The following is a 25,091-nucleotide window of genomic DNA, read 5'->3' as shown; positions in this document are numbered from 1 at the left end:
CCGCGGACGCCTAGGCCCGAGTCCCCACAACCCTCCCGTACTGCTCCCGCACCTCGCGATACCGCAGCAACTCCGCCGCCACCGGATCGAGTACCCGGGCCCGGCCGCACCCGGCGGCTGCCTCCCGCAGTCGCCGTTCCGCTTCGAGACCGAATCGGCGGGCCGGACCACGGGCCGCCAGTTTGCTGCTCCACTCGACGACCGGGCCGCCCACGATGCCCGCCACCATCAGCAGCACCGGCACCCCCAGGTTCGGCGCCATGAACCCGATGATCTGGGCCAACAGCCACAGTCCGCCGAGTACTTGCAGGATCGTCATGGATGCCTGCGCGAGCACGGCGACCGGCCACCAGCCGGGCCGAGGCGGCCGCCCGGGCGGCCCTCCGGCACGTACGGCCAACTCGTCGAGCGCCTCCGCCAGCCCCTGCGCCCCGCGTGCGGCGGCCTCGCGCACGGCCTGCGCCCAGGGCGCGGGCAACCCGTAGGCCGCACGGTCGGCAACCGTACGCACCGCCTGCTCGACGCGCTGCCGCGCGGTGGCCTCCTCGTCCGCCGGCGCCCGTACGGGGAGCCGCCCGGTCGGGGGTTCGCGCCGGTCCTGGTACCACCGCCACAGCCGCAGCCAGGGCGTGCCGCACGCGCGGTTCGCGTTGCGCAGCCAGGCGCGTTCGGCCGCGTCGCCCGCCGCGGTGGCACCGACCGCGTCCGCGAGCCGGCCGGCGAACTCGTCGCGCGCCTCCTCGCTCAGCCCGGCCCGCCGTCCGGTCGCGTAGACGGGCCACAGCCGGGCCGCCGCCGCATCGAGGTCGGCGGAGATCCGGCGTGCCGCGGCGCCCCGCTCGGCCACGAACTGCCCGAGCGCCTCCCGCAGATCGCCCACTCCGTCTCCCGTGAGCGCGGACAGCGCCATCACGGTGGCGCCCGGCTCGCCGTACTCGCCCAGCGCCATCCCGTCCTCGTCGAGCAGCCGGCGCAGATCGTCGAGCACCTGATCGGCGGCCTCCCCGGGGAGGCGGTCCACCTGATTGAGGACTACGAAGGTGACCTCCGCGTGCCCTGCCATGGGCCGCAGATAGCGCTCGTGGATGACGGCGTCGGCGTACTTCTCGGGGTCGACGACCCAGATGACCGCGTCGACGAGCGCCAGGATGCGGTCGACCTGTTCGCGATGCTGGACGGCCGCCGAGTCGTGGTCGGGCAGGTCGACCAGGACCAGCCCACGCAGCTGCGACTCCGCCTCCGGGCTCTGCAGAGGACGGCGGCGCAGCCGCCCCGGGATGCCGAGCCGGTCGATGAGCGTGGCGGCGCCGTCGCTCCAACTGCACGCGATAGGGGCCGCGGTGGTCGGCCGGCGCACTCCCGTCTCCGAAATGGCCACCCCGGCGAGCGCGTTGAAAAGCTGGGACTTGCCGCTTCCGGTGGCCCCCGCGATGGCGACCACGGTGTGCTGCCCGGAGAGCCGGCGCCGCGCCGCGGCCTCGTCGAGGACCCGGCCCGCCTCGGAGAGCGTCCTGCTGTCGAGCCGGGTACGGGAGAGGCCCACCAGCTCGCGCAGTGCGTCCAGCCGTGACCGCAGCGGTCCGTCGTACGCGAGCGGGGCCGGCGACGCCTGCACCACGGGCCTGGGCTCCACGACGGGCGCCTCCTGCCCTGCCGCCGTCTCGGACACGCGCCGCGCGATCAGGCCGTCGTCCCAGGCGATGTCGGACTCCGTACGGGCGGACGCGTCGTCGAGACCTTCGCGCTCCCTGTCGGCCCGGCCGCTTCCCTTGCCACCGCTGTCGGCGGCGACCGCCCGGACCCTCTGGCCTTCCTCCTCGTCCCTGTCGGCCCTGTCGGCCCTGTCGGCCCTGCCTGTCCTGTCTGCCCTGCCAACAACACTGGAGGTGCGAGCCCTGTCGTCCTCCACGCGTGCGTGCCCCAGCTCCTCGCGCGCGGGACCCACATCGCGCTCCACGCGTGCGTGGCCCAGACCCTCACGCGAGGACCCCGCATCGCGCTCCACGCGCGCACGGACACCCAGGGGGCCGGCACCGGACACGACACCTGCGGGAACAGCAGCAGGCGCAGTCGCCGTCGCATCCCCAGGCCGTTCGCCCTCGGCGGAGCCCGAGGAGCCCTCGCGCTCCCTCCCGGCAAGCTCACCTTCGCCGCCCTCCCTGGGAGGCGCGTCCTCGGAACGCGGCTCTACGGGGAGGCCATTTTCGGATGCGCCGTTTTCGGATGCGCCGTCGTCGGGGGGTTCGCCTCCGGGAAGTTCGCCTCCGGGGCGGTCGGCGTCGGCGTGGTCCCTGTGATCAGTGACGGCAGTCACCGCGGTCACCTCTCCTTCTGCAGTACGGACAGCGCGGCGATGAGTTCGGCTTGCGGCTCGGGGTGTACATCGAGGGCGTCGAGGGGGGCGAGACGGCGCTCGCGCTCGGTGTGCAGCGCCTTGTCGAGGTAGTCGGTGAGCAGCCGCCCGCCCCGGTCCCGCAGTCGCAGGGCACCGTGCGCGCCGATCCGCTCGGCGAGCCCCTCCCCCGCGGACCGCGCCCGGCGGCCGCCCAGGAGCGTGGTGGCGACCAGCGCGGCCACCACCTCGGCGTCCGGCGCGACGCTCTTGTCGAGGTCGCGCACCTCCTCCTCGGCGTACTCCTCCAGGACCCGCCGCCAGCGCCGTACGGCCATCCCGATGCGGTGTTCGGCACTCTCCAGCGTGGGGTCACGGTCCGTCAGCCCCGGGGCGCCCGCGGCCGGTTCCCGTCGCCAGGCCTCGTCGATGCGTTCGTCGGCGGCCGTGACGGCGCACAGCAGCAGCGCGCCGAGGCTCTCGACGAGCGCGTCGAGCAGTTCCCCGGCGGTGCAGTCGAGCGGATAGGCGCGCCAGCGCTTCAGCGCGTCCCCGGAGAGCACGGCCCCGGCCTGCAAACGCCCCCGCACGCGCGCGTACTCGCTGTCGTACGCCCCGTCCACGGCGGCGGTGAGCCGCAGCGCGGCGGCGTACTGCGCGGCGGCCGCGCTGGCCAGCTCGGGCATCCGGGACTTCAGCGAGTCGAGGACTCCGTGGGCGGTCCGGGCCATCGCCTGGTGGCGGGCTCCGGGGTCCTGCACGTGGTGCAGGAGCCAGGTGCGCAGCGGTGCGACGGCGGTGGCCGGAAGGAGCCCACCACCCCACGCCGACTCGGGCAACTCGGGCACGGTGAAGCGCGGCACGTCACCGAGGCCTGCCTTGGCGAGCAGGGCGCCGTACTGGCGGGAGACCTCGGACACGACCTGGTGGGGCACCCGGTCGAGCACGGTGACCAGGGTGGCCCGGTGCTCCTTGGCCGTACGCAGCAGATGCCACGGCACGGCGTCGGCGTACCGGGCGGCCGTAGTGACCATGACCCAGATGTCGGCGGCGCAGATCAGTTCGGCGGCGAGTACGCGATTGTCGGCCACCAGTGAGTCGATGTCGGGCGCATCGAGAAGGGCGAGTCCCGGCGGGAGGGTGTCGGCGGTCTCGATGCGGAGCGCCCGTTCACCCCGCTCGACCAGGGCGTGAATATCGTCCCCGGGTTCCTGATGGGGCACCCACACGCGCGTGAGGTCGGGAAGCACCCGCATTCCGCTGAACCAGTGATGGTCCTCCGGATGGCAGACGAGCACCGGGGTGCGCGTCGTCGGGCGCAGCACCCCCGCCTCGCTGACCCGGCTCCCCACAAGGGAGTTGACCAGGGTCGACTTCCCGGCCCCGGTGGATCCTCCCACCACGGCGAGCAACGGCGCTTCGGGCTCCCGCAATCGGGGCACCAGATAGTCGTCGAGCTGCGCGAGGAGCTCGTCGCGGTTGGCACGCGCGCGTGGAGCCCCAGCCAGGGGCAGCGGAAAGCGTGCGGCGGCGACACGATCGCGCAAGGCGGAAAGTGCGTCGAGCAGCTGAGGCCGTACGTCCAAGGTCACCACATGCGAAGAATGCCCAATTTTGGAGGCTTTCTGAAGCATATGGGCATGCCTGCGCGCCGACAGGGCACATGGGGCAGAAGGGACGACTGGGGCGCAGGCATAACGAGTGCACAACACCCGGGGCGACAGACGCCAAAAGCGATGCACGATTCGCACCTGCCTGCGATTATCAGGACCGCTTCACCGAACCTCCACATCGAGCCACGGAGGGGAAGCACCAAGGACAAGGACGCGGGAGCCCTATCCTTGTCCCCGGCAAGGTCACGGATCAGCCCACACCCGGGCACCAGGACACAGGCCACCACACCCGGCCCCCGTAGCTCAGTGGATAGAGCAGGCGCCTTCTAAGCGCTTGGCCGCAGGTTCGAGTCCTGCCGGGGGCGCCTTTCTTCGGCCCTGCTTCGGTAGGGCCTTTTTCCTGGTCAGACGGCCTTTCCTCGCACATGCGGAAGCCCCGACTCCTTCCCTGATGATCACGGGGAGGGTCCGGGGCTGTCCGGCTGTCACCGGGTTTCTGCGGGTCGCTGTGTCGAATACGTGTCGAAGTTCTCGGCAACGGATCAGTCGCTGGGATCGGGAAGATCCCCAGCAGCTTCGAGCCGCTTCTTGAGATCCGACAGTTGACCTTCGACACAGCGGGCGTAGACCGCCAAGAGCACAGGCACGCTGTTTCCAGCCCACTCGGCTACCTGCGCGGGTGGGATGCCGTCGTTGAGCCACTTGGTCAGGCGGGTGTGTCGGATGTCGTACACGCGCTTCCCCGTCGGCGACTCCAAGCCCGACGGATGACAGAGCCCGCGAGGACGCTGCCCTTCTCACCCTGGAACAAGAGATCGCCCGGCTTGAGTTCTTCGTCTTCGATGTGCTGTCGCAGGACGCGAGTCAGAACCGGGTGTCCTGGCACAGCGCGCGTGTCCCCCTCAGCGCGGCCTTTGAGATCCCGCTCTTCGTGGATCTCTCCTGTGTCGGTCCACTGCTTGCCGACTTCCGGTGTCGCGGTGTGGATCAGCAATTCGCACCACTGGTCACCGGCGTCAGCATCCGGCAGGTTCACGTCCGAAACCCGCAGGGCTACGGCCTCTTCGGGACGGGGCCCGCAGTAGTACAGCGTGGCGAAGAAGGCGTGCAGCCGCTTACCGCCGCGGGAACGGTTCCGGACCCAACCGAGGAGCGCCGCCACCTGATCAGAGTTCATCAAGCACCGCTTATCCACGGCACTGGTGGTCCTGGTGGCCGTCGCCGCTTCCTTGCCCTTGGGGAGGGGGTTCGCCCGAAGGATGCGGCGCCGGACCGCGTACTTCATGACCACGTTGAGGATGCGGCGGTTGCGCTTGCGGGACCAGGCCGCCGCCTGCTTGCCGTCGAGCCGGGTGTCTATGGCCTGTAGGACGTCGTCAACCTTCTCGGAGTCCTCCCAGGCCGAGACCGGAAGAGAGTTCCGCTCAACCCACCTGAGGACCGTCACGACATCCCGCGGAGCCTCTGGCCGACGATTGACGTTGAACGCCCACTCCCGCAGAGCCGTGCGCACTGCCACAGGATCGAACTGGGTGGGCTGAGCACGAAGGAGAGCGATCGTCGCCGCGGTGAGAGTCTTCGCGGTGTTTTTGCGGCTGTTGCCTCCGAGTTGCGACCACCGGGCATCCACGTACTGAACGGCGAACTTGTACCAGCTCATCGCGGCCGACTTGGAACGGTGGGACACCGGCAATCCTGTCGCAACGGCGAAGGCCTCACCCTTACCCGTGGCTTGGATCAGTTCGGAGCGGAACCCTTCAGCGAGAGCTACCGTCCCGAACGGCTCACGCCAACGCTTCCCAGCGACCACCCAGCGCACCGTGTACGTGGTCTTTCGCGCACCCTTGTACGTAAGGATCTTGTAGACCTTGACGTCGTACGTCGTCTCCATCAGGCGACGTCCTCACGGTCGTCGAGCCAGTGGTCCAGCTCGATCCGCCGAACCCGAAGGTCGCCGTTCGGGAGCTTTATGCAGCGCGGTGCACGCCGCTTGGCCCGCCAGTCGTAGAAAGTCGAGCGCGAGATACCCAGCTCTTCGCAGACCTCAGGGAGAGTGAGCATGGCGCGTGATCGGACGACGGTGGTCATGTTGCGCTCCCTTCACTGAGCAGGGCTTCGCGGGCGGTTTCGCGGTTGTGTTGGAGGTCGCGGGCGATGGTGGCGGCGAGGGCGGATTCGCCGGGGGTGTGGCCGTGTCCGGCGTACTGCCAGTCGGCGAGGACGAGGACGGTGTCCGGCTCGCGGTCGTCCAGGCCGAGGGCTTCGCGTTCTTGGTCGGCGCGGAAGTCGGCGCGGGTCTGGCGGAGTTCGCCGAGGGTGGTGGAGTAGCGGCGGGATTTCGAGGAGAAGTGGCCGCGGAAGCCGAGCATGTGTGCCCAGGCCCAGATGCGCCGGTCGGGATAGACCGGGTCGAGGAGCTTGCACGCTTGGATCAGGCGCCGGGTGTGGTCAGGGATTTGGTGGCGGTCGAGTTCGGAGAGTTCGCCGATGCGGCGGTCGAGGGTGCCGGTGTTCTCGGCGGCCTTGGTGGCGTACTTGGCGACGTAGGAGGCGACGGCTTGTTCGGTGATGTCGGAGCCGTCCCCGAAGGCCTTGACGGGTCGGACGTCGAGCTGGGTGCCCCAGCGGAAGGTGCGGGCGGGCTGGTCGGAAACGGCCGGCACGGACACCGAGGTGTACGAGTGGGCAGCGGCGGACCGGATCGCGTCGGAGAGCAGGTCGACGGCGGCCCAGGACGGTGGCGGGGTGTCGGGTCCTTCGGGTCCGTCGAGGCGGATCACGGCGTGGAAGTGCAGGGCGCCGCGCTTTTGGAACTCGGCGACCTTGCCGTAGGAGAGGCGGGCGGACTCCTTCAGTTCCCGTTGTGTGAGGCCAGCGCGGGCGGCGATCTCGCGGCGCAGCCGGTTGGTGAAGCGCTGCCACAGCTCGCCCGCATGGTTGTTGAAGAGCACGGCGGCGGCGTAGTCGTAGGTGGCCGGGTTGAGGGCGGTGCCGAGCGTCTCGTCATCCGGGGCGTGCTGGGTGCCGCAGCGGCAGGTGCCTCGGTCGGGGCGGTTGTGGACGGGGCCGAAGGAGGGGGCGGTGAGGGTGGCGAAGACGCGGGGGTGCTCGCGGACGGTGGCGGGGATGTCGCGGCGGTCGTCTCCTGCCAGTCCCGCGCGGATCAGGCGGTAGGTGTCTCCCGCGTACGTCCACGCGCAGGACGGGCAGCGGGAGGCGCGCCGGTTGCCGCAGGCGACGCGGAGGCGTCCGCCGGGCTCGTTCTCGGTCGAGTAGCGGTGCAGGGTCTCGCCGCTGGTCTTGTCTTTGGTGATCGTCCAGCCGGTGAGGTGGATGGGGTCGGCGCAGCCCCCGGTGCGGCGTATCTGCTCGTGCCAGCGGTCGAAGTCGGAGGCCGAAGCCACCCTCAGCAGGTCGCCGAGGGTGGTCGGGTCGAGCAGGACGTCAGACACGGGCACCCTCCCGGACGGGCGAACGGCGGTGGGCGGTGCCGGTGCCCTGGCAGGCCGGGCAGTGCGCGGTGATGGTGCGCAGGTGGCCACGGGCGTCGCGTCCGCCGAGGGTGACGGCGGCGGAAGCGTGGCCGTCGCAGTTGGGGCAGATCCGGGACGACGGGCGGGTGCGGTGCGTCATGCTGGGGGTTCCTTCCGGTTGCGAGATCGGAGTGGGGCACGGCTCCCGGAGCGGACGAAACTTGGCGGTAGAGGCCGCTCCGGGGGCCGGTCAGCGGCGCTTGCTCTCCGAGGCGATCAGGGAGCGGATGACCAGGGCGCAGATGGCGAGGGATGCGGCGGTGATGGCGACCGCGAGGAGCATGGAGACCAGGACGGCGCCGACGACCAGGACCACGGCCGTGCCACCGCCGACGAGGGCGATTACGGAGCCGGGGGTGAGCTGGACCGTGGAGCGGGCCGGAGCCGGGGCCAGGGGCGCGGGGGCCGTGGGGGTGTGCGGGATGACGGCGGTCGGCCGCACTGCGGTGGGCCGGGGGATGAGGCCGGTCGGCTGGGGCATGGTCGGGACTTTGGGGCGGAACACGGTGGATCTCCCTTCAGCGGACGGTTACTTGACGGTGGTGTCGATCAGCGGGGCGAACACGCTGTCGGCGAGGAGGTAGCCGCCCAGGAGGAGCACGGCGACGAGCCACCAGGGCGGGCGGATGAGCTTGCAGCCGAGGTAGCCGACGGCGACCAGGGCGAGCCAGAGCGGGACGTCCATGGCGAGGGCCTCCTAGCGGACGGTGCAGCGGTGGGTGCGGGCGGCGAGCTGTGCCGCGGTCTGGCTGGAGTAGTCGGCGGACCAGCCGCAGCGGTCGTTGGTGCACACGGCGGCGTGCTTGGTCTGGCCGCGGCGGTCGCGGTGGGTGCCGATCTGCACGGGGCCGATCCGCATCACGGAGTGGAAGTTGTCGCGGGCAGGCATGACGGGTGGTTCTCCCTTCGGGTCAGGCGAGTTGAGCGGCGATGGCGTCGGCGAGCTGGGGCGGAACGCCGAGACGGGCGCGCAGGGTGTCGGTGTCGATCCGGGCGCCAGTGCGGGCGTGGTGGTCATCGGCGAGCTTGCGGGCGTGATCGACCAGTGCGGCCGGGACAGCGGGCAGAACCGGTGCAGCCTCAGCCGCAGGAAGTGCCGGCGTCGTGTCAGCCGCGGGAATCTCAGCGGGCTCCGGGGCCGGGACGGACGCCACCGGTTCCGGGATTTGCGGTGCGGGTGCGGAGGCTGCGGGCGCCGGGAGATCTGGCATCCGGACTTCCGCTGTGGGTGAGTGGGCGAGGAGGGTGCCGCCGAGGAAGGCGAGGGCGGGCCATCCGGCGATGCCGAAGCGCAGCCAGGCGGGCGGGTGGGCGAGGTCGAGGAATCCGGCGGTGGCGACGTTGGCGCCGAGCGAGGCCACCAGGGCGATCAGGAACCAGCACCAGGCCAGCCGGGACGGCCCGTCACTGCGCAGTCGTCGCCAGGCGGCGACCAGGAGCAGATCGACTGAGATGGGGTAGGCCCAGGCTTTCCAGCCGCTCTGTCCGGCAGCGTCGGCCAGGTCGTGCAGGTGGGCGAAGGACAGGGCACCAGCAATCACGGCCTGCACGAGGACGGCGTCCGGGCGGATTGAGCGGAGCATGTCTTCACCTCCTTCAAGGGGTTGGGCCGGGGCGGGGCGGGGGTCGGGCCGCCCGGTCCCGGCGGGTGCTCAGGTGGTGGGGGCGTCGCCGGACCCGAAGCAGGTCAGGCAGAGAGCGGCCTGCCGGTCGGTGGTCTCACGGGCCTTGCGGGCGGAGCCGACGCGGACGGTCTCGGTGGTCTCGCCGGTGCCCTTGCAGTCCGAGCACTTCTTGACCCGGGGCTTACGGACAGCGGCCTTACGTGCAGCCATGGGTCATGCCTCCTGGCGGTTGCGGGCATGGAGGGGGTAGGGACCTGGCGCGAAGGTGGTCGCGCCGACCGGGGATGCGGGGAGAGGTCAGGCGGTGGCGGGGGCTGTCTTGGACAGCGGCACACGGGCCGGGGCCAGCGGGGCGACCGCGGGACGGAAGGCTGCGAGTGCGGGCAGGTCCGGGGTGCGGTCCGCGTGCCGGTTGCAGATGTTCACGGCTTCGCGCAGCGAGGTGTGCGGGGCGCGGATGCGGGCCCAGCCGCCGGATGCGTCGCCAGTGACGGCGATGCCGGGGGTCTCAGTGGGGATCTGGATGGCGGCCAGGACGGCGTCCGGGGCGATGTCGCCGAAGGCCATGTTGGCGGAGGATTCGTCGTTGACACGGTGCGCGGTGCGGCCGGTGAGCTGGGCACGGAGCATCGTGATGCCCTTGCCGAGTTCGGAGCCGAAGCGCTGCCCGCAGATCTCCAGGTAGATCCCGGCGGCACGGCCGAGCTGGGCGAGCCGGACGAGCGCGGTGATGATCCGGTCCCGGCGCTTCTCCTCTTCCTTGCTGGCGAACAGGGCGAGTTCGGCGACCTCGTCCACCAGGACCACGACCGGCACCGGGCGCACCTCGGGGGGCAGGTCCCAGATGTCGGCGGCGATCTCCGCATCCGGCACATCCACCGTGATCCGCTGACTGGCACGGATGAGCTGGTAGACGCCCTGCATGTGCGTCACGAGTGCTTCGAGCAGGTTGAGGGCGGCATCCGGGTTGTCGGCCAGTGCGGAGAAGCGGCGGGCCAGCGGGAAGAGTTCCACTCCCTGTTTGCAGTCGATGCCGACCAGAGCGACATCGTGCGGGGCGAGCCCGGCGACTAGGTTGCGCTGATAGACGGACTTGCCCGACTCGGTGGCGCCGAGGGTGAGCCCGTGCGGGACGGTGCGGTAGTCGCGGTAGTGGACTGCGCCGTCTTCGCGCAGGGCGACCGGGATGCGCATGGGGGCGCGGTCGGTCTTGGCGGGCATCTGCACCCGCTTGAGGACGTCGTAGCCGGTCATCCGGATTTCGACCACCCCCGAGCGCACCTCGTGTGAGGTCACGCCGTACATGCCGAAGGAGTGGCGCAGCCGGTCCGTGGCAGCCGAGACGTCGAAGGCGTCCTGTCCAGGCCGGAGTTTGATCCGAAGGACCAAGCCGGTCCGGGTCGCCCGCAGTCGCAGGATGCGCGGCACACGGGAGTTGGGAACCGGCCGGTTGGCCACCCGGGCCAGCGTCAGGCGCCAGCGTGAAGGCGCAACCGTCAGCCCGCAGGCATCCATGACCGAGCTGTAGCGGACCAGGACGCGCAGTGCGGCGAAGGCGACTCCGAAGGTCAGCCAGTACCAGGCGGGGCGCCGCCACCGCAGGATCACTGCGGAGGCGACGACCAGCACCAGAGCGACCATGAACCCGGTCACGATCAAGCCGCCTTCGGCTTCGAAGCAGCGGCGGCCAGCGAGGTGACGGCGACTGCACGGAACGCGATCCCGTGCCGCTTCTGGCCGTTGAACTCGTTCTCCCATGCCGAGGCGACCAGGCCCGTCAGGGCGACCGGGGTACCCATGGTCAGGTCCTCGGAGACGCCGGACTGCGGGACGGTGAGCTTAAGGATCTCGACCTCGTCCGGCGTGGAGAACATGACCTCCACCGTCATCAGGGTCGCCCCGTCCCTGTCGAGGGCGATCTCACCGGTACGGCGGTCCTTGACCTTGGGCTCCGGGCTCTTGGCAACCATCACGGTCGCGTTAACGGTGTCGACGGGAATCTGACGCATCGTCTGTTCTCCTGCTCCTGAGAGGTGTTGACCGGCCTTGCCGGTGAGATCAGGAGACCGCGAGAGGGCATGGACGTATCACGGTCCGTATGGACGTTTGGGGACGTCTGGGCTACCGTCAAAACGTCCCTACGTCCTACGGGGAGGGCATCCCATGGCGAACGAGCGTCTACGCGCGGCCATTTCAACCAAGTCAGAGACCATCCAGTCCGTTGCCGATCACGTTGGCGTGGACCCGAAGAGTGTCGAGCGGTGGATCACTGCGAACCGCACACCGCACCGGGGGCACCGCTGGAAGGCTGCGAGCTTCCTTGGCGTGGACGAGGTCTATCTCTGGCCGACCGTGGAGAAACAGGCCGAGACAGCGAGCACGTCCGAACTGGTCACGTACTACCCGCACCGCGGCGCCGTCCCGGCTTCGCTGTGGACCTCGCTGATCGAAAAGGCCAAGGACCAAGTCGAAATCCTCGTCTATGCAGGCCTGTTCCTCTTCGACAGCCACCCTGACCTACCGGACCAGCTCGCCGAGAAGGCAACCGCCGGCACTCAGGTTCGTGTCCTCCTCGGCGACCCGGACTCTCAGATGATCCGGCAACGCGGCGAAGAGGAAGGTATCGGCGACGACCTGGCTGCCCGCGCTCGGATAACCCGCCGCTACCTTGAACCGGCGACCAAGACCCCGGGCGTGGAGATCAGGCTCCACGACACGATCCTCTACAACTCCATCTACAGGTTCGATGACGACGTGTTGGTGAACCCGCACGTCATCGGAGCCCCGGCAGGTCAGAACCCGGTGCTGCACTTCCGCTACATCCCCGGAGCCCGCACCTTCCGGCACTACATGCGGAGCTTCGACTACGTATGGGAGCGAGGCCGGACCATCTAGCCTCACTGGCGCCCAGTCGTGCGAGGCTGGAGGCATGGCTCGCGTCGACTACATCAACGATCCCAACGCTCCGAAGGCGAACAGCATTGTCCCCTCGGTCACAGCTGTTGCGCGCAACGAGGCCGGAGAAGTCCTGCTCATCCACAAGACCGACAACGACCTGTGGGCCCTGCCTGGTGGTGGCGTCGACGTTGGCGAGTCTGTCTCGGATGCGGCGGTACGCGAGACGAAAGAAGAGACCGGCTTCGACGTCGAGGTGACAGGCCTGGTCGGTCTCTACACGAACCCCGGACACGTCATGGCCTACGACGACGGCGAGGTTCGCCAACAGTTCTCGATCTGTTTTACGGCCCGGATCACGGGCGGTGAGTTGCGGACCAGCAGCGAGAGCAAGGAAGTGGAGTTCGTGGACCCGAGCAGGCTGGACGAGCTGAACGTCCACCCGTCCATGCGGATGCGGATCGAGCACGGCTTGGCCGCCCGCGCTGAGCCCTACATCGGCTGAGGAGCCATGCGGGCACGAGTCCGCTCGACGGCGTCCTTGAGATACGGTCGCGCCTTGCTGATCGCGTTGTGCACTTCGCTGCCCGGTTCGTAGCGGACGAGGATTTCATCGATGCGGGTATCGAAGTCGAAGGACTGCCCGGCGGGGCCTGTCGTCATGTCGGCGGAGATCAGGGCGTCCAGGACCGGCGAGTCTTCCCGCTCGTATACAGCCAGCTCCGCCGAGAGCCCTCGTTGCTCTGCTTCGTACACGGCCCCCGAGTGATGGGCGACCAACCGTACGAGTCGCACCGGCGCGCCCAATGTTTCCAGGTGACGCGCGCCATCGATGGGGTGGAAGCCGGTGTCACGCAGCTCGGGGGCGTACCCAATGTCGTGCAGCCACGCGGCGGCGACGAGGAGATTCCGGTCAGCCTCAGACACGGCAACGGCGATCTCTTGCGCCCGAGCGGCCACGGCCTGCGTATGCAGCCAGCGGTTCCCGAGCGGAGGAAGCAGAGACTCAGCGAGTTCCGCCGCCCCTTGGGGTGTGTCCAGTACAGAGGGCATGGATGAAACGGTAGCCGAGACGGGCGGGGAGTCGACAGGCCACGATCGAGCGGTTACTGATGTCGACGCGGTAGAACTTTCCCTACTTCATCAAGTGCCCGCGCACGGCGCGGGCGCGCGCCGCCTCTGCGGCGCGGCCTGCCTCCTGTCTTCGCCCCGGCTGGCCGCGCCCGGCGGCGCGCTCGGCGGCTGCGGGCATGAAGGGGGAGACACTCTCTGTGGCTGGGGCGGTCGGCTCCACGGCTTTAGGCAGCCACTTTGGGGCGAGCCTCGAAGATCATGGCCCCAACGTCGTGCTTTAACGGGCAGGTCCACAGACTGCCCGACGCGCCGGAAGCTTACGGGGCCATGATCACTCGCCCCAAAGCAGCTCCAGCCCAAAGCCGCTCCGCCGACCTATCACTCATGGAGCGCCACCAAGTCCGGGCTGCGCGGGATGGACCGATAGACGGCAAACGGAATGACGGAAAATCCAGGATGCTGAGGGAGGTCCACAAAACCAAGGCCTCCCAGATGCTTCATGAGCACGTTAATCCCCTCAGCGAAGCTCCCGCGATCCACGGCACCGCCCGGACGCACGAAATCAAGGTCGGGCATCGACGTATCTTCTGGGCCATAACTTCCGATACTCCCGACCATCGTCCACTCCTGCCGCTCCATGCCGTAGCGGGCGAATAGGATGTCGGCTTCAGTGTCCAGATACTGTCGACCTTCTTGTAGCCGGGCGCTAATCAGTGCTTCACCGGAATCTACCGGGAAAAGGTTGAGGTGGAGCCCCGGAGCGAAGACACCCCTAGCTACGCGAGTGATGGCGCGGAGGGTCTTTCCGTCAGCACCACCAGGTCCCTCAAAATCCGGAATTGAGTCCTCTAGCTGCCTTTCGGGGTCTGCCGCATTCTGCTTTGCAGGCCGTGACCCAGGGCCCTTTGCTTTGCCTTTTCCGGGAGGTGTGGGAGGGGCTTCAGGTCCGAAGTCGACACCCAGTCCTTGTAGTCCAAGAGCCACCGAGGCAAAGCCAGAGAAAACGCTCGCTGCGTAGCGGGCATCCATAAGGGACCCCATAGCTGTGACGCGAATCAGAGAACCCGGAGGAGCGATCCGCCTCAAGTTTCCAGAGGACCATTCTGAAATCTCGGCCACCTCTTCCGAAATGTCACGCAGTAGGCCCTGTGCCTCTAGCTCATCTTCGAGGGTCGGGAAAAGAGCGTCGCCCAGTGACTTCTGCGTATACCTCTCTTCGCCGGTTACCTGTAGATGTTGCGCGACACTTCTGGGGCCGACCGTGTTCCGTTTCTCGTGTCGACTCGTTTCGTGCTCCTCTTCCGCAACCCCTCCGGAAAGTTGAGCCAGCATGGCCCTCACCTTGTCGGTGTCCACGTACAGGAATTCGCGCAGAATCACACTATCTCCCTCAAGATAGACCTGAGGGGGATGGTATCTCTTCGGGTCTCTACTCTTTCGTCTGTTCACGCAATTTAACTCTCCGCCATCGTGGAAGCGATCTACCCACGCCACTGACCAGGTGCGTCACCCGGACCGTTGCGGCATTGTTCGCTCTGCGTCTCGTGGCTGCCGACCTCCGCTCTCATTCGCGCAGTGGTCGCGTGCACTACCTCTGGGCCGTCCCTGGGCCGTCCGAAGCCGACTAACGCCGACAGACGCCACCCACAGGTGACCACCCCCACCCCGCTCCGGCCTGGGCAACTGCAGTTGATCTGCCACACTGGAAGGGTTATGCCTGCACCCGGAGAACTGGCATGGAGAGGCTGCCCTGCTGTACAGCAGACCACAGCGACCACAGCCAGTCATCACCGACCGCAGGCACCCAAGCGACCAGCTCGACAGACCTGAGCAACCTCCCTGTGCGCAGTTCGCATCGAGGGATCTAACGCGGCCTATCCATGAATCTGGGCAGTTGGCGCTAGTAGGCCTGACTCTTAATATCCGGCATCAACTCTTCCCGTGGCACGGCTCGACTGACTTTGTAACCGGGGCATCCGGGAGCATTCCTCGCAACGGTTCCGTCAGCGAATTGCCGTGGGAATGCCCATCACTCCCCCTTTTCCATTGCGTCAGCTTGTCGATACTTCTGACCCATTTAAGGCCATCGCGATCCACAAACTGCACACTCATTTCATAAAACACGACTCGCCGGTCAGGGAGCTGCTCCCATTTACCTGTCTGCCGGTTCTCGAACCTCATCTCCTTCTTCGCAATAACGATCTCCGAGCATGGCGGCACGTATTGATATAGCTCCAGGAAGTGAACTTTGGAGATTCCCACTCTTTTCGGCCCGAGAGATAGGCGGCGCCCACTTGACCAGGCGTCGAAAGTGACAAAGACCGCGCTGACCGGGTCTGAGGACCTGTTTACTACGTGAACCCTCTCATCCCTCTCCACCCAAAAAGAGATGCGTATAGCCTGGTCGCGAGATTCTTGTTCAGCATCTTCCTGTGACTGGCGAAGTTGGTCCTTGGATATTTCCGCGCCGTAGTAGGTGGCAACGCCTGTGAAGAGCAGGGTGCCGATACCCGCGATGATCGCGACAATCGTGCCGAGCCTGGCCCAGTCGACCCGAAGCCACCTTCGTGCTGTGTGGCCCTGACGAGCCGTTGCCCGATCCCGCCTAGTCCGCAGCCGTGCCAGTCTTGCGCTCGTCCGCCCATCGCCCATATCCGGCTTACCCCCTCTCGTCCCTGCCCTGCAGGACGCAGAGGGGACAGAGCTGGATGCGCTTGTGACCGACTTAGATGCACTCAGTCACGGTTGACCTGCCCACCGTCGTGGCTGGCTGTCGTCGGCAGACTGATCGTGGGACAGCCGTCAGTGCTCCCGCACCGGTGTTCCCCGCACCGGAAGAGCAGCAAAGGTGAGTGTCTAACTGCGTGACAACGCCGACGAACAACGGCGGACGAGCACGGACGCCAGCGGACTATCAGCACAGGCGAGAGGCACACCAGCCCAACGCCGAGCGCCCACCCAAGTTGCTTCGGGACGAAGCAGTCCCCGTGCCACAGACGTGCCACGTCATGCGGTCAATCACGGTCAACAACGGTTCGCCGCAGTTGAGATGCACCGCTGAGCTGGGCCCTCGCCGAACTCGGGGTGACCTGCGCGCCTTCGCTGCCCCGCACACCCGCCCTTACAAGGCGGCGGTCGACGAGTCTCCGGTGCGGCCATGCTCTAGCCATGGATGAATACAGATGGTCTGCGGTTCCCGGAGTGCCGGCAGCGGACGCGGTTCGGCAGAGTTGGGCGGGAACCGTCGCAGCTCTACCCGTCGGGGCTCGCGTTGCTGGGGAGGTTGTCGTGCGCCAGCCCTTCGGCGTCTTCATCCGTGTCGATGGTCTCCCGGGCGCCGTGGTGCTGGCTCAGATAGCGGCGATGCCGTACGGAATGGAGCTGCCTGCTGTCGGGGCCTGCCGTGAGGGTGAGGTCCTGTGGCACGACCACAACGAGCACCAGGTCAGGGTCCGGCTCGACGAGTGGAAGCCGCCTGCCGAGTGATCGCCTCTGGGCCGTCCCTGGGCCGTGCGAGGTTGCCCGGCAGTGACCGGCGACGACAATCAGTGACAGGTCAGCTACCGGAGTGACCGGGGAACGTCCAGGTCACGGGACCCTGACCGAACTGGTTTCCCCCGAGGGGTGGCCGTCAGGCAAGATGGGGTGTTTCTTGCCATTGAGTCTAGATTTATCACCAAGCAGCGTTGTCAGTGGCCAGCTGTACGGTCCGCCCATGAGCGAGAGACCCACGACAGGTTGGCGCAAGGGCATCGAGAAGGAACAGCGCGAGCTGGCTGCCGACACGCTGGATCCCGATTGTGCGTGTATGGCTGAGCTGTTCCCAGAGCAGCTGATCACCAGCACCGACAGCGTCCTGGACGCGTTCGAAGCCGATGTCTCAGCACTCCAAGATGCTGCCGATGAGCGCGTCTTCGCTGCGGTTCAGCGTGTTGTCCTGGCCTTGAACGCCGTCAACGAGGAGCACGACGGTGCCGCTTACGAGACCGACGAACGCGAGCAGCTGTGCCACTACATCGACGAAGCCCTCACCGAGCAGGGAGTCGACGTCGTTGCCCTGACCGCACGACACGGCTTGGGACGCTACGAACTCACGGACCAGTGGCGTGACTGGTAGCGACGCCGCTGTGTCGAATGCGTGTCGAAGCGAGCTCCCCAGCCAATAGCGCAAGCGGAAGTGCGCAGTTCAGGCGGTTCCCTCTCCCCTACCGTCCCAGCGCCTTCTAAGCGCTTGGCCGCAGGTTCGAGTCCTGCCGGGGGCGCCACTCCCCGCCCTCCCATCGGGAGGGCCTTTTTGCTGGTCGGGCTGTCTGCCCCGACCGGAGATGCCGGACCGCCCCGGATGGCCGCGCGCAGAGAGGGCCGCGGGCCGGCCGACCCCTCACCCGCGCCGACCCCAGCGCACACCGCTCCAGCCCCGTAGGCCGGCCCCCGGACGGCCCCCACCCCACCCAGTTGCACCCCCACTCCCCCTCGTGCACGGTCCGGTCGAACTGATCTGGGCCCTCCTGCAGGACCGGCCCGGGGCATCGTCCGAGGTGGGCGCTGACCAACCCCACGCCTCCCGGCCGGCCCCCCTCCCGAAAGCAGCCGAAACCCCTGTTCAAAAAGGGTGACGCGGTGACGGTCGCCGTTACCAGCGGTGCACCGGCGCGTTGAAGGGGAAGTGCGGTCGCGCTCGTGCAGCCGCACTCACCAAGTCAAAGGAGAACGTGATGTCTCGCATCGCGAAGGCAGCCGCTGTCGTCCTGGGCACGGGCGCCGTGGCGCTCAGCGGGGCCGGCTTTGCCACGGCCGACGCGGGTGCCGGTGCTGTGGCGGCCGGCTCGCCCGGCGTGCTCTCGGGCAACGTCGTCCAGGTCCCCATCCACGTGCCGGTCAACGTGTGCGGCAACACCGTCAACGTCATCGGCCTGCTGAACCCGGCCTTCGGCAACACCTGCATCAACAAGAGCGACGACAAGCACGGTGGCTACGGCTACGGCGGCTGAACCAGCGCCCCCAGGCAGAGAGGCTCCCGGCGGTCCCACCGCCGGGAGCCTCTGCCTTACCCGTGGAAGACGACCGGCTACGCGTACCGGTAGATCCGGCCCACGTCCTCCATCTGATCCGGCGTCACGTGCCACGGTGGCATCGCCTCGTGCCGCGCGACGATCCGTCCGTGCTGCGAACTGCCCAGGCCCGGCGGCCGCGCGGGCAGATAGCGCGCACCCCGGTGCCGCCGCTGCCAGCGGTACCAGAGGAGGTCCACGAAGGCGTGGTGCAGCCAGAAGACAGGGTCGTTGACGGAGGCGCCGCCGAGCATGTGGCCGCCGACCCACCGGTGGACACGGTTGTGGTTGCGCCAGGCGCTGTTGCCCGTGCCGGTCCCCCACCCTTCGAGCTTGTTCCGGAACCCTTGCGAGGACGTCGAGTCCCACGGCGAGGTGTCGTACACGGGGTCGTCCAGGGCCCGGCCCAGCTCATCGCTGGTCGGCAGTGCGATCGGGTCGTGGGGGCGGCCGAAGTCACGCGTGAGGTACTCGATGTCGGTCACCCCCTCCTTGATCGTCCATTTGCGATGGACGTGGGCGAAGGGGCCGGTCATGACCTGGTGGTCGGAGCGCCTCCCGTTGCCGCCGAGCAGATCCGCGGTCCAGGGTGCCGAGGACCTCCCGCGGCTGCGCGTCCAGTCCCAGTACGGCACGCTCACCCCGGAGTCCACCCGCCGCAGCGCCCGCTCCAGCTGCAGCAGGAACTGCCGGTGCCAGGGGAAGAAGGAGGGAGCCATATGGGCCGCCCGCAGACCGCCCTCGCCGTCGGAGACGTAGTACTCGATGTGCATGCGCACGAACTCGTCGTACTCGCCGCGGCGTTTGACCTCCAGCATCGCGGCGACGAACCGCCGCCGCTCCGCGCGGGTCAGCGTGCTGACGTCCTTACGCGTGTACGCCATCCCGGCCCCCCTCTGCCCTGCGCGTGTGCGCCAACCCGGCCCCCTCCGGCCCCCGCATGTGCGCCACCCCGGTGGCCCCCTCCGGCCTACGCGTGGACGCCATGATGGCTCCCCGCCGGGTCACCCGCTGCGCCGTGTCCGCTCCCGTGCGCGGCCGTGCCGCGCAACTGCTGTGAGGGGCCCAGTTCGTCGACGGCCGCGCGCGCCGCGGCGAGGGGGGTGGGGTACGACTCGTAGTGGTCGACCATGCTCAGATACGTGCCGTCCGCGCGCCGCATCAGATGCAGCGGCCGTCCGTCGACGGTGACACTCCACTGGCCACCGCCGTAGGCCGCCCGGCCGGCCGAGCCGGTCCAGGTGCCGCGGATTCGGCGGCCGCGATAGGTCTCGTCGAACCGGTCCGCCACGTCGTCCGGGTCCGACACCACCTCGTGGTCGCCGGGCGGCCGCGAGGCCGCGACGACCGGCACCGCGACCGCGACGACCACCGAGGCGAACAGCGCGCGCAGCACGTTGCGCCGGGTTCTGCTCCCGGGTTCCTCCGGGCTGGCCGACGTCACCGACACTCTGTTGACGAACAATGTTCTCTCCTTGTCGGATCCGGCGGCGATGACCGCCCGGTGTACGGGCGCCGGGCCCGGGCGAACCAACGCCCGGACCCCACCCCCGTGTGGCCCTAGCCGCCGAGGCCCAGGTTCGCCGCCGGCACGGTCTGCAGCAGCGGGGTGAGCACGGCGAGCTGCGGGAGCTTCGCGTCGGGCAGACCCAGGTTGTTCGGGTTCGGCGAGGTCAACGGGGTGTCCACGGACAGCCCCGGGGTCAGGGTCCTCAGGTCGGCCGCGGGCGCGCTGACCCCGAGGTGCTCGAAGTCGTCTCCGAGGACTTGCGGAAGGGGTGCGTCCAGATTCCCCCCGGGCAGCCCGCCGCTCAGCGGCAGCTGGGGCAGGGTCCGGTCGGGCACCAGCCGGCCCGTGACGAACCGCGGTCCCTCGGGGCTGCCCGGCACGGGCAACGGCAGCTCGCCGCCGGCCCTGGGCAGCTCCATGCCGAGGGCACGCTCCGCACCGCCCAGCGGAACGGGGATGGGAACCGCGGCGGCGGGCGTCGCCGCAGCGGCGCCGACCGCGGCCGCCACCCCGGTCATGACGGCGGCAAGAGTTCCACGAGTGGTCGACTTCATCTCAGGTACGGTCCCTTTCGGAATTTGGGTGCTCTGCGTCCGTACCGGGTAACGATCCTGAGAACGGCATCAGTGCAAGATTCCCCCGACGGACGCAGTAGTCGGACCGACGACCATGCGGATATGTGACGCTACGGAAATCCTTTGTACGGCTGTCACATGGATACGATGATCAGCTGGTCCAGAAGTCCCACCATCGGGTCAGGATCAGCATCCCGATGATGCCGAGGTGCAGCACGGGCAGGACCCAGGTGAATTCCGCGAGGAACACTCTCAGCCGGTCCGGGGCGGGCAGGAACTGATTCCTTGCGTTGAACGACGTCACGTACCAGAACATGAGGATCGTGGCGGCCCAGGCCAGACAGCACCACAGGCAGAGCGAGTTGATCCGGTACAGCGACTCGAACTGGAGCCAGGTGCAGAAGCCGACGCCGAAGAGAGTGCCGGCGTTGAAGGTCAGCCAGTACCAGCGCGGGAAGGCCGCCCCGGCCAGCAGGCTCACGCCGACGCAGACGACGATGCCGTACGCGACGAGCCCCAGCATGGGGTTGGGGAACCCGAAGGCCGAGGCCTGGTCGCTCTTCATGATGTTGCCGCAGGAGACGACCGGGTTCAGGCTGCACCCCGGCACGAAGTCGGGGTTCTCCAGCAGCTTGAACTTGTCGATCGTGATGACCCATGCGGCGAGCAGACCGGCCGCACCCGTGACGACCAGCAGCAGGGCGAAAGCGCGGCTGCCGCGCGCCGCCCGCCCCGCGACGGACGCCATCAGCCGCGCAGGCTGCGCGCGGGCAGGAGTGCGTGGGCCGCGCTGTTCAGGACCTCCTCGTCACCCGCGAAGGCGGTCAGGCTCTCCGGCGCGACGGGCTTGCCCGGCTCGGCCTCCGGCCAAGGACGGGTGGCGAACAGGAAGTAGGCGTATCCGCGCTCGCCGATCGCGGCGAGCCACTCCGGCGGCACGGTGCACTGGGCGTTGAAATACGGCATGTTGACGACAGCCTGCCCCGCCTCGACCAGCAGGGTGAGCGGCAGACTCGGCTGCCGGGCACCGTCGACGATCTGCTCGCCCACGGACAGGCCGTTGTTGCGCAGCAGCTCCACGACGGCCGCCGTGGAGCCCTCCGGGCCGCCCGCGCCGTCGCCCAGCGTGTAGGCGAGCAGGTAGGGCATGTCGCCGTCGGGGGCCTCACCGCTGAAGGCCATGAGGACGAGCGTGCCAAGGTCGGCGGCGCGGAAAGGACGCGTTTCGCTTGAGGTTGAGGTCACCGCGGAACCCTATCGACGGGCCCGAATTCACCCGCCCGCGTTCTCACCCGTCCGGGTGATGCCGGGCAGGGTGACCACACGAACGAGGGAATCTTTTCGAACAACGCGAAGGGCCGACAACGCGAAGGGCCGACAACGCGAAGGGCCGATTCCGCGAGACGCGGAATCGGCCCTCTCAACGTCGGTACGACGTCACTTGTTGATGCAGGCGTTGCCGAACGCCGGGTTCAGCGCACCGATCACGTTGACGGTGTTGCCGCAGACGTTGACCGGAACGTGCACGGGGATCTGAACGACATTTCCGGAGAGCACACCCGGGGACTTGACCGCGGCACCCTGGGCACCGGCGTCCGCGTGCGCGCTGCCCGCGGCAGCACCCGCGGCCATTCCGGCAGCGGCGAAAAGCAGAGCGGCCTTCTTGGCAGTGTTCATCGTCGGTCCTTTCCTTGAGGATTTGCCCCAGCCTATGGACGCACCCTCAAGTCGTTCCGTAAGGACACGCGGTGAAATGAAATGAATGAAGTAATTAACCCTGAAGGGGAAGTCCGCCGAGGAGGGCGGTGGGGCCGCCGGCCGAGTTCAGGGCGTCCGTCGCGCCGTTCACACTGCTGAGCACGGAGTCCTTGTTCTCGGTGTTGAGCGCGTCCGACTGGTGCTGCAGGGGCTGCAGGGTGTCCAGGCTGAGCGTGCGCTGGCTGGTGATGGTCTCCAGTGCGCCGTTCAGGCTGGTGGGCGTGAACGCGGAGGAGTCGTACGCGAAAGCGGGGGCGGCGGCGCCCGCGGCGACCAGGGACCCGGCGACGACAGCGGCGGCCTTCAGGGACTTCATCGTGTTCCTTTCTTCGGCAACTCACGTCGCCAGAGGGAATTTTCACACAGGCATTGCGCTTGCTTGGTCTCTCACTGCGCCCTGTTAACGAGGCCTGTACGCACCGGAAACCCCAGCCTTGAAAAATTCCTGGAACCCACCCGAATGAACGGCGCGTCTCATTCTCATATAAAACAGCCGTCATGCCGGCCGAATGCGGCCGGCATGACGGCGGGGTGGCGACTGCTTCGCCTCAGGCACCGGTTCCCGTGCTCAGGAGGGCAACTGACCGGTCGTCGGGACACCGGACGTGCTCGGCAGCGCCGGCAGCCCGGGCAGGCTCGGGGCGGGCAGTCCGCTGCCGACCACCGTGGAGACGACGACGTTGACGAGACCGGTCAGTACGCCGGTGACCGCCGGGACGACCTTGCTGACATCGCCCGAGGTGACGGCCTTGAGAAGGTTCTCCAGCGTGGCCTGCAGATCGGTGACCGCGTCGGCCTTGATGTCCAGCACGGCCTTGCCCTGCGGGCCTTGGGCACCCAGCGCCGGCAGACCGGGCAGCGTCGGGGCGGTGGGCGTCGTCGGCGTCGCGGGCTTGGCGGGCGGCTGGGCGGCCGGCGGCGTCACCGGCGCGGCGGCGGAGGCCTTGACGATCGCGGCCTTCGCGGCGTCGCCGAGCTTGGTCACCTCGTCGGCCGAGAGCCGGCCGTTGTCGGCCTTGAGTACGGCACTGAGCAGATCGGTGACCGGGGTCAGCACACTGCCGACGCCCGCGAGAGCCGTGACCTGCACCAGGAGCCCGTCGGCGCCGGGAACGGGCGCCGCCGAAGCTGTGCGGCCACGCGCGGAGTCGCTGTCGGCCGCCATGGCGGCCGGAGCGGCGATCCCGGCGAGGAGCGTGGCGCAGAGTGCGGAGGACGCGAGGCGCCGTGCGGACAGTGCACGCATGGAGGTTCCTTTCGATGGTGGCGTGAAGCTTGTGATCACCGTGAGAGCGGTGATCGCCACCTGCAACCGAGCGCGTGCGCCCGAAGGCCGCCTGACGCCGTTGCCGCCGGGCGTCGTCCCTGGTGAGAAGCCGTGCGGGGGCGCCGATAACCCCTCCGCCCATTCGGGGCAAACGCGGACCGGCCGCCCTCCCGTTGGGGGAGGACGGCCGGCAGAAGGGTCCGAGCTTGCGTCAGTCGTTGGCGCACTGGTTGCCGAACGCGGGGTTCAGCAGACCAATCACGTTGACGGTGTTCCCGCAGACGTTGACCGGGATGTGGATCGGAACCTGCAGGACGTTGCCCGACAGGACGCCCGGGGAGTGGGCGGCGGCGCCGTGCGCGTCGCTGTCGGCGGCGGCGATGCCGGCGGTGCCCGCCACAGCGGCGGCGGCAACGGAGGTCAGGGCCAGGCCCTTCGCGATACGCGACATGGAGAGGTGCTCCTTGGAGGTCGACACAACATCCGGGCGGGGATGCCCGGCGTTGTGTCAACGCGCGGCGCCCGCGCGGGTTGTGCCTCCAAAGGAGTGATGTCGCAAAGTGGCTTGCTTCACCATTCCGACACACTTGTCAGGTTTCACCGATAAATACGGATAGCGGGCTAGAGTTGCGCTCCTCCTGAGGCCGCTGGGATCCACGGGAACAGTCGGGGGAGTCAACGGCACCCATGCGATCTGCACATTTATGTCCGTCTGCTGGTCCAGATCCTTTTGACCCCGAAAGGGCAACGCCGGTCATGCGTATTTCCCCGGGACGTCTGCTGCGCCGTGCGATGGTGGGCTGCTTGGCCCTGGCCGCGCTCTGGGTGCCGGGCGGTCCCGCGAGGGCCGCGCCGTCCGCCGCGGAGGCGGAGAGCCTCACGTTCACCCAGCGGTATCAGGCGCTGCGCCACGGTGGAATCGTCCGGGCGGCCAACTCCTCCATCACCTGCCGTACGGCAGCCGTCACGCGTGCGCCGGCGCCCTCGTGTGCCACGGCCCGCGAGGGCAGGGCGGCGGCGAACGGCGACTTCGACATGTTCTACATCGACGTCGACGAGGACCCGAACACCTACAACTCCAGCCGCGCGGAGGTCCGTCTGCCGGAGGGCGCGCGGGTCTCGTACGCGCGGCTGTACTGGGGGGGCAATCTGCGGGTGGGTGAGCAGAAGCCGGCGAAGGACAACGGGCGGGTGCTGGTCGCCGAGCCCGGCGGGGACTACAAGGCGGTGCTCGCGGACACCGTCGTCGGGCACCGGGAGGGCCGTGGCGCGGACGCCTTCCAGGCCTCCGCGGACGTCACCGGGCTGGTGCGGGCGAGCGGTTCGGGGCTGTACACGGTGGCCCAGGTCAATGTGGCGATGGGCCGTTCGGCCGCCGGTGCCTGGGGCGGCTGGACGCTGGTGGTGGCGTACGACAAGGAGTCGGAGCCGCTGCGGCACTTGGCGGTGTGGGACGGCTTCGACGCGCTCGCTCCGCGCGCGGAGCAGGTGGTGCGGCTGCGCGGGCTGCGGCTCGCCGAGCGCGGTCGGGGCAGCGCCGGGCTGGTGGCCTACAACGGCGACGCGGGGCGCAGGGGCGACTCGCTGACGGTGTCGACCGGGCGCGGTGCGGCGGCCGTGCTGAGCGACGCGGCCAACCCGCGTGACGACGTACTGAATTCGACGATCAGCGCACCGGGGGCCGCGTCCGCGGGGCGGATTCCCGCGTACCCGAACACGCTCGGCTACGACTCCGACGTCCTCGACCTGAGCAGAGCGCTGCGGCGCGGTGGTGACCAGTTGGTCTTCCGGCTCGTTGCGCAGCGGGACGCGGCCTGGGTCGGGGCACTCTTCGTCGCCGTCGACGCCAAGCAGTGAC

Annotated in this window: 31 protein-coding genes and 1 tRNA gene; 7 read left to right on the top strand and 25 right to left on the bottom strand. The window is 68.6% G+C overall.

The window, feature by feature from the left end:
- Nucleotides 1-10: 10 nt before the first annotated feature.
- Together ACFWM2_RS25065 and ACFWM2_RS25060 are read right to left on the bottom strand one after the other, a co-directional pair.
- Complete coding sequence (locus ACFWM2_RS25065; protein ID WP_383283976.1) at nt 11-2,323, bottom strand: GTPase; 2,313 nt, start codon at nt 2,321-2,323, stop codon at nt 11-13.
- A complete protein-coding gene (locus ACFWM2_RS25060; protein ID WP_383283974.1) occupies nt 2,320-3,927 on the bottom strand; it encodes a dynamin family protein in 1,608 nt (535 codons plus the stop codon). Before ACFWM2_RS25060 ends, ACFWM2_RS25065 begins: the two co-directional genes overlap by 4 nt.
- A gap of 310 nt (nt 3,928-4,237) precedes the next feature.
- Here ACFWM2_RS25060 and ACFWM2_RS25055 point away from each other — a divergent pair.
- Nucleotides 4,238-4,310: transfer RNA gene (locus tag ACFWM2_RS25055), tRNA-Arg, on the top strand.
- 177 nt (nt 4,311-4,487) lie between these two features.
- Here the strand turns inward: ACFWM2_RS25055 and ACFWM2_RS25050 are convergent.
- From ACFWM2_RS25050 to ACFWM2_RS24995, 12 genes are all read right to left on the bottom strand, one after another.
- Nucleotides 4,488-4,679 (bottom strand): hypothetical protein, encoded by a 192-nt coding sequence (locus ACFWM2_RS25050; protein WP_383283971.1) that lies wholly within the window; start codon nt 4,677-4,679, stop codon nt 4,488-4,490.
- On the bottom strand, nt 4,652-5,836 hold the full coding sequence (locus ACFWM2_RS25045; RefSeq protein ID WP_383283968.1) for a tyrosine-type recombinase/integrase: 1,185 nt from the start codon (nt 5,834-5,836) through the stop codon (nt 4,652-4,654). The genes ACFWM2_RS25050 and ACFWM2_RS25045 overlap by 28 nt, the downstream gene beginning before the upstream one ends.
- Complete coding sequence (locus ACFWM2_RS25040) at nt 5,836-6,033, bottom strand: helix-turn-helix transcriptional regulator (RefSeq protein WP_383283966.1); 198 nt, start codon at nt 6,031-6,033, stop codon at nt 5,836-5,838. The genes ACFWM2_RS25045 and ACFWM2_RS25040 overlap by 1 nt, the downstream gene beginning before the upstream one ends.
- On the bottom strand, nt 6,030-7,397 hold the full coding sequence (gene repSA, locus ACFWM2_RS25035) for a replication initiator protein RepSA (RefSeq protein WP_383283963.1): 1,368 nt from the start codon (nt 7,395-7,397) through the stop codon (nt 6,030-6,032). Before repSA ends, ACFWM2_RS25040 begins: the two co-directional genes overlap by 4 nt.
- A complete protein-coding gene (locus ACFWM2_RS25030; protein WP_383283960.1) occupies nt 7,390-7,578 on the bottom strand; it encodes a hypothetical protein in 189 nt (62 codons plus the stop codon). The genes repSA and ACFWM2_RS25030 overlap by 8 nt, the downstream gene beginning before the upstream one ends.
- Before the next feature lie 90 nt (nt 7,579-7,668).
- Entirely contained in the window at nt 7,669-7,983 is a 315-nt protein-coding gene (locus ACFWM2_RS25025) for a SpdD-like protein (protein WP_383283958.1), read from the bottom strand.
- Between the two features lie 24 nt (nt 7,984-8,007).
- On the bottom strand, nt 8,008-8,163 hold the full coding sequence (locus ACFWM2_RS25020) for a hypothetical protein (RefSeq protein WP_383283955.1): 156 nt from the start codon (nt 8,161-8,163) through the stop codon (nt 8,008-8,010).
- Between the two features lie 12 nt (nt 8,164-8,175).
- Nucleotides 8,176-8,367, bottom strand: coding sequence for a mobile element transfer protein (locus ACFWM2_RS25015; RefSeq protein ID WP_383283952.1), 192 nt, complete (start codon nt 8,365-8,367; stop codon nt 8,176-8,178).
- Between the two features lie 22 nt (nt 8,368-8,389).
- On the bottom strand, nt 8,390-9,061 hold the full coding sequence (locus tag ACFWM2_RS25010; RefSeq protein WP_383283949.1) for a DUF2637 domain-containing protein: 672 nt from the start codon (nt 9,059-9,061) through the stop codon (nt 8,390-8,392).
- Between the two features lie 69 nt (nt 9,062-9,130).
- The gene (locus ACFWM2_RS25005) at nt 9,131-9,313 is read right to left on the bottom strand and encodes a hypothetical protein (RefSeq protein ID WP_383283947.1); all 183 of its coding nucleotides are present in this window, start codon (nt 9,311-9,313) and stop codon (nt 9,131-9,133) included.
- 87 nt (nt 9,314-9,400) lie between these two features.
- Complete coding sequence (locus ACFWM2_RS25000; protein WP_383284588.1) at nt 9,401-10,744, bottom strand: FtsK/SpoIIIE domain-containing protein; 1,344 nt, start codon at nt 10,742-10,744, stop codon at nt 9,401-9,403.
- A 14-nt stretch (nt 10,745-10,758) separates the two neighbouring features.
- Nucleotides 10,759-11,112, bottom strand: a complete 354-nt coding sequence (locus tag ACFWM2_RS24995) for a hypothetical protein (RefSeq protein WP_383283945.1) — start codon at nt 11,110-11,112, stop codon at nt 10,759-10,761.
- Nucleotides 11,113-11,266: 154 nt separating this feature from the next.
- Here ACFWM2_RS24995 and ACFWM2_RS24990 point away from each other — a divergent pair, with 154 nt between their 5' ends.
- A complete protein-coding gene (locus tag ACFWM2_RS24990; RefSeq protein WP_383283942.1) occupies nt 11,267-11,998 on the top strand; it encodes an XRE family transcriptional regulator in 732 nt (243 codons plus the stop codon).
- Nucleotides 11,999-12,032: 34 nt separating this feature from the next.
- Nucleotides 12,033-12,503, top strand: coding sequence for an NUDIX hydrolase (locus ACFWM2_RS24985; protein WP_383283940.1), 471 nt, complete (start codon nt 12,033-12,035; stop codon nt 12,501-12,503).
- On the opposite strand, the gene ACFWM2_RS24980 is transcribed toward ACFWM2_RS24985, so the two are convergent.
- Nucleotides 12,491-13,051: an HD domain-containing protein gene (locus ACFWM2_RS24980; protein ID WP_383283937.1), complete on the bottom strand. Its 561-nt coding sequence runs from the start codon at nt 13,049-13,051 to the stop codon at nt 12,491-12,493. The two genes, ACFWM2_RS24985 and ACFWM2_RS24980, sit on opposite strands and share 13 nt — an antisense overlap.
- A 399-nt stretch (nt 13,052-13,450) precedes the next feature.
- A complete protein-coding gene (locus tag ACFWM2_RS24975; RefSeq protein WP_383283935.1) occupies nt 13,451-14,521 on the bottom strand; it encodes a hypothetical protein in 1,071 nt (356 codons plus the stop codon).
- A gap of 1,839 nt (nt 14,522-16,360) precedes the next feature.
- On the opposite strand from ACFWM2_RS24975, the gene ACFWM2_RS24970 reads away from it, so the two are divergent.
- The 3 genes from ACFWM2_RS24970 (at nt 16,361) to ACFWM2_RS24960 (ending at nt 18,063) form a co-directional block, all read left to right on the top strand.
- On the top strand, nt 16,361-16,558 hold the full coding sequence (locus tag ACFWM2_RS24970; RefSeq protein WP_383283932.1) for a hypothetical protein: 198 nt from the start codon (nt 16,361-16,363) through the stop codon (nt 16,556-16,558).
- 229 nt (nt 16,559-16,787) lie between these two features.
- A complete protein-coding gene (locus ACFWM2_RS24965; RefSeq protein WP_383283929.1) occupies nt 16,788-17,189 on the top strand; it encodes a hypothetical protein in 402 nt (133 codons plus the stop codon).
- Between the two features lie 598 nt (nt 17,190-17,787).
- Nucleotides 17,788-18,063 carry a chaplin gene (locus ACFWM2_RS24960; RefSeq protein ID WP_383283926.1) on the top strand — a complete coding sequence of 92 codons (276 nt, stop codon included), beginning with the start codon at nt 17,788-17,790 and terminating at the stop codon, nt 18,061-18,063.
- Nucleotides 18,064-18,140: 77 nt separating this feature from the next.
- Here ACFWM2_RS24960 and ACFWM2_RS24955 read toward each other — a convergent pair whose 3' ends face one another.
- The 9 genes from ACFWM2_RS24955 to chpG form a co-directional block, all read right to left on the bottom strand.
- Nucleotides 18,141-19,007 (bottom strand): tyrosinase family protein, encoded by an 867-nt coding sequence (locus ACFWM2_RS24955; RefSeq protein ID WP_383283924.1) that lies wholly within the window; start codon nt 19,005-19,007, stop codon nt 18,141-18,143.
- Between the two features lie 86 nt (nt 19,008-19,093).
- Nucleotides 19,094-19,588 (bottom strand): tyrosinase cofactor, encoded by a 495-nt coding sequence (locus ACFWM2_RS24950; protein WP_383283921.1) that lies wholly within the window; start codon nt 19,586-19,588, stop codon nt 19,094-19,096.
- A 95-nt stretch (nt 19,589-19,683) separates the two neighbouring features.
- Entirely contained in the window at nt 19,684-20,187 is a 504-nt protein-coding gene (locus ACFWM2_RS24945; RefSeq protein ID WP_383283918.1) for a hypothetical protein, read from the bottom strand.
- A 172-nt stretch (nt 20,188-20,359) separates the two neighbouring features.
- Nucleotides 20,360-20,956 (bottom strand): vitamin K epoxide reductase family protein, encoded by a 597-nt coding sequence (locus tag ACFWM2_RS24940; protein ID WP_383283915.1) that lies wholly within the window; start codon nt 20,954-20,956, stop codon nt 20,360-20,362.
- Nucleotides 20,956-21,453, bottom strand: a complete 498-nt coding sequence (locus tag ACFWM2_RS24935; RefSeq protein ID WP_383283912.1) for a DUF5949 family protein — start codon at nt 21,451-21,453, stop codon at nt 20,956-20,958. Before ACFWM2_RS24935 ends, ACFWM2_RS24940 begins: the two co-directional genes overlap by 1 nt.
- A gap of 192 nt (nt 21,454-21,645) precedes the next feature.
- Entirely contained in the window at nt 21,646-21,885 is a 240-nt protein-coding gene (locus ACFWM2_RS24930) for a chaplin (RefSeq protein ID WP_383283909.1), read from the bottom strand.
- A gap of 94 nt (nt 21,886-21,979) precedes the next feature.
- Complete coding sequence (locus tag ACFWM2_RS24925; protein ID WP_383283906.1) at nt 21,980-22,282, bottom strand: hypothetical protein; 303 nt, start codon at nt 22,280-22,282, stop codon at nt 21,980-21,982.
- Between the two features lie 252 nt (nt 22,283-22,534).
- Nucleotides 22,535-23,212, bottom strand: a complete 678-nt coding sequence (locus ACFWM2_RS24920; RefSeq protein ID WP_383283904.1) for a hypothetical protein — start codon at nt 23,210-23,212, stop codon at nt 22,535-22,537.
- A gap of 232 nt (nt 23,213-23,444) precedes the next feature.
- Nucleotides 23,445-23,684 (bottom strand): chaplin ChpG, encoded by a 240-nt coding sequence (gene chpG / locus ACFWM2_RS24915; protein WP_383283901.1) that lies wholly within the window; start codon nt 23,682-23,684, stop codon nt 23,445-23,447.
- Nucleotides 23,685-23,989: 305 nt separating this feature from the next.
- Between chpG and ACFWM2_RS24910 the strand changes: the two genes are divergently transcribed.
- Nucleotides 23,990-25,090 (top strand): DUF3344 domain-containing protein, encoded by a 1,101-nt coding sequence (locus ACFWM2_RS24910; RefSeq protein ID WP_383283898.1) that lies wholly within the window; start codon nt 23,990-23,992, stop codon nt 25,088-25,090.
- Nucleotide 25,091 lies beyond the last annotated feature (1 nt).

This window comes from Streptomyces sp. NPDC058371 (assembly GCF_042723265.1).
Taxonomy (GTDB): Bacteria; Actinomycetota; Actinomycetes; order Streptomycetales; family Streptomycetaceae; genus Streptomyces.
This window is presented reverse-complemented; position numbering and strand designations above follow the sequence as displayed.

Coding starts and splice junctions, on each gene's coding strand:
- ACFWM2_RS24920 (WP_383283904.1), bottom strand. CDS start 23,212: ATGCGTGCACTGTCCGCACGGCGCCTCGCGTCCTCCGCACTCTGCGCC.
- ACFWM2_RS24945 (WP_383283918.1), bottom strand. CDS start 20,187: ATGAAGTCGACCACTCGTGGAACTCTTGCCGCCGTCATGACCGGGGTG.
- ACFWM2_RS24980 (WP_383283937.1), bottom strand. CDS start 13,051: ATGCCCTCTGTACTGGACACACCCCAAGGGGCGGCGGAACTCGCTGAG.
- ACFWM2_RS25030 (WP_383283960.1), bottom strand. CDS start 7,578: ATGACGCACCGCACCCGCCCGTCGTCCCGGATCTGCCCCAACTGCGAC.
- ACFWM2_RS25000 (WP_383284588.1), bottom strand. CDS start 10,744: ATGGTCGCTCTGGTGCTGGTCGTCGCCTCCGCAGTGATCCTGCGGTGG.
- ACFWM2_RS24995 (WP_383283945.1), bottom strand. CDS start 11,112: ATGCGTCAGATTCCCGTCGACACCGTTAACGCGACCGTGATGGTTGCC.
- ACFWM2_RS25015 (WP_383283952.1), bottom strand. CDS start 8,367: ATGCCTGCCCGCGACAACTTCCACTCCGTGATGCGGATCGGCCCCGTG.
- ACFWM2_RS25040 (WP_383283966.1), bottom strand. CDS start 6,033: ATGACCACCGTCGTCCGATCACGCGCCATGCTCACTCTCCCTGAGGTC.
- ACFWM2_RS25045 (WP_383283968.1), bottom strand. CDS start 5,836: ATGGAGACGACGTACGACGTCAAGGTCTACAAGATCCTTACGTACAAG.
- chpG (WP_383283901.1), bottom strand. CDS start 23,684: ATGTCGCGTATCGCGAAGGGCCTGGCCCTGACCTCCGTTGCCGCCGCC.
- ACFWM2_RS25020 (WP_383283955.1), bottom strand. CDS start 8,163: ATGGACGTCCCGCTCTGGCTCGCCCTGGTCGCCGTCGGCTACCTCGGC.
- ACFWM2_RS24990 (WP_383283942.1), top strand. CDS start 11,267: ATGGCGAACGAGCGTCTACGCGCGGCCATTTCAACCAAGTCAGAGACC.
- ACFWM2_RS24910 (WP_383283898.1), top strand. CDS start 23,990: ATGCGTATTTCCCCGGGACGTCTGCTGCGCCGTGCGATGGTGGGCTGC.
- ACFWM2_RS24960 (WP_383283926.1), top strand. CDS start 17,788: ATGTCTCGCATCGCGAAGGCAGCCGCTGTCGTCCTGGGCACGGGCGCC.
- ACFWM2_RS25005 (WP_383283947.1), bottom strand. CDS start 9,313: ATGGCTGCACGTAAGGCCGCTGTCCGTAAGCCCCGGGTCAAGAAGTGC.
- ACFWM2_RS24965 (WP_383283929.1), top strand. CDS start 16,788: ATGAGCGAGAGACCCACGACAGGTTGGCGCAAGGGCATCGAGAAGGAA.
- ACFWM2_RS24925 (WP_383283906.1), bottom strand. CDS start 22,282: ATGAAGTCCCTGAAGGCCGCCGCTGTCGTCGCCGGGTCCCTGGTCGCC.
- ACFWM2_RS24940 (WP_383283915.1), bottom strand. CDS start 20,956: ATGGCGTCCGTCGCGGGGCGGGCGGCGCGCGGCAGCCGCGCTTTCGCC.
- ACFWM2_RS24930 (WP_383283909.1), bottom strand. CDS start 21,885: ATGAACACTGCCAAGAAGGCCGCTCTGCTTTTCGCCGCTGCCGGAATG.
- ACFWM2_RS25010 (WP_383283949.1), bottom strand. CDS start 9,061: ATGCTCCGCTCAATCCGCCCGGACGCCGTCCTCGTGCAGGCCGTGATT.
- ACFWM2_RS24955 (WP_383283924.1), bottom strand. CDS start 19,007: ATGGCGTACACGCGTAAGGACGTCAGCACGCTGACCCGCGCGGAGCGG.
- ACFWM2_RS24985 (WP_383283940.1), top strand. CDS start 12,033: ATGGCTCGCGTCGACTACATCAACGATCCCAACGCTCCGAAGGCGAAC.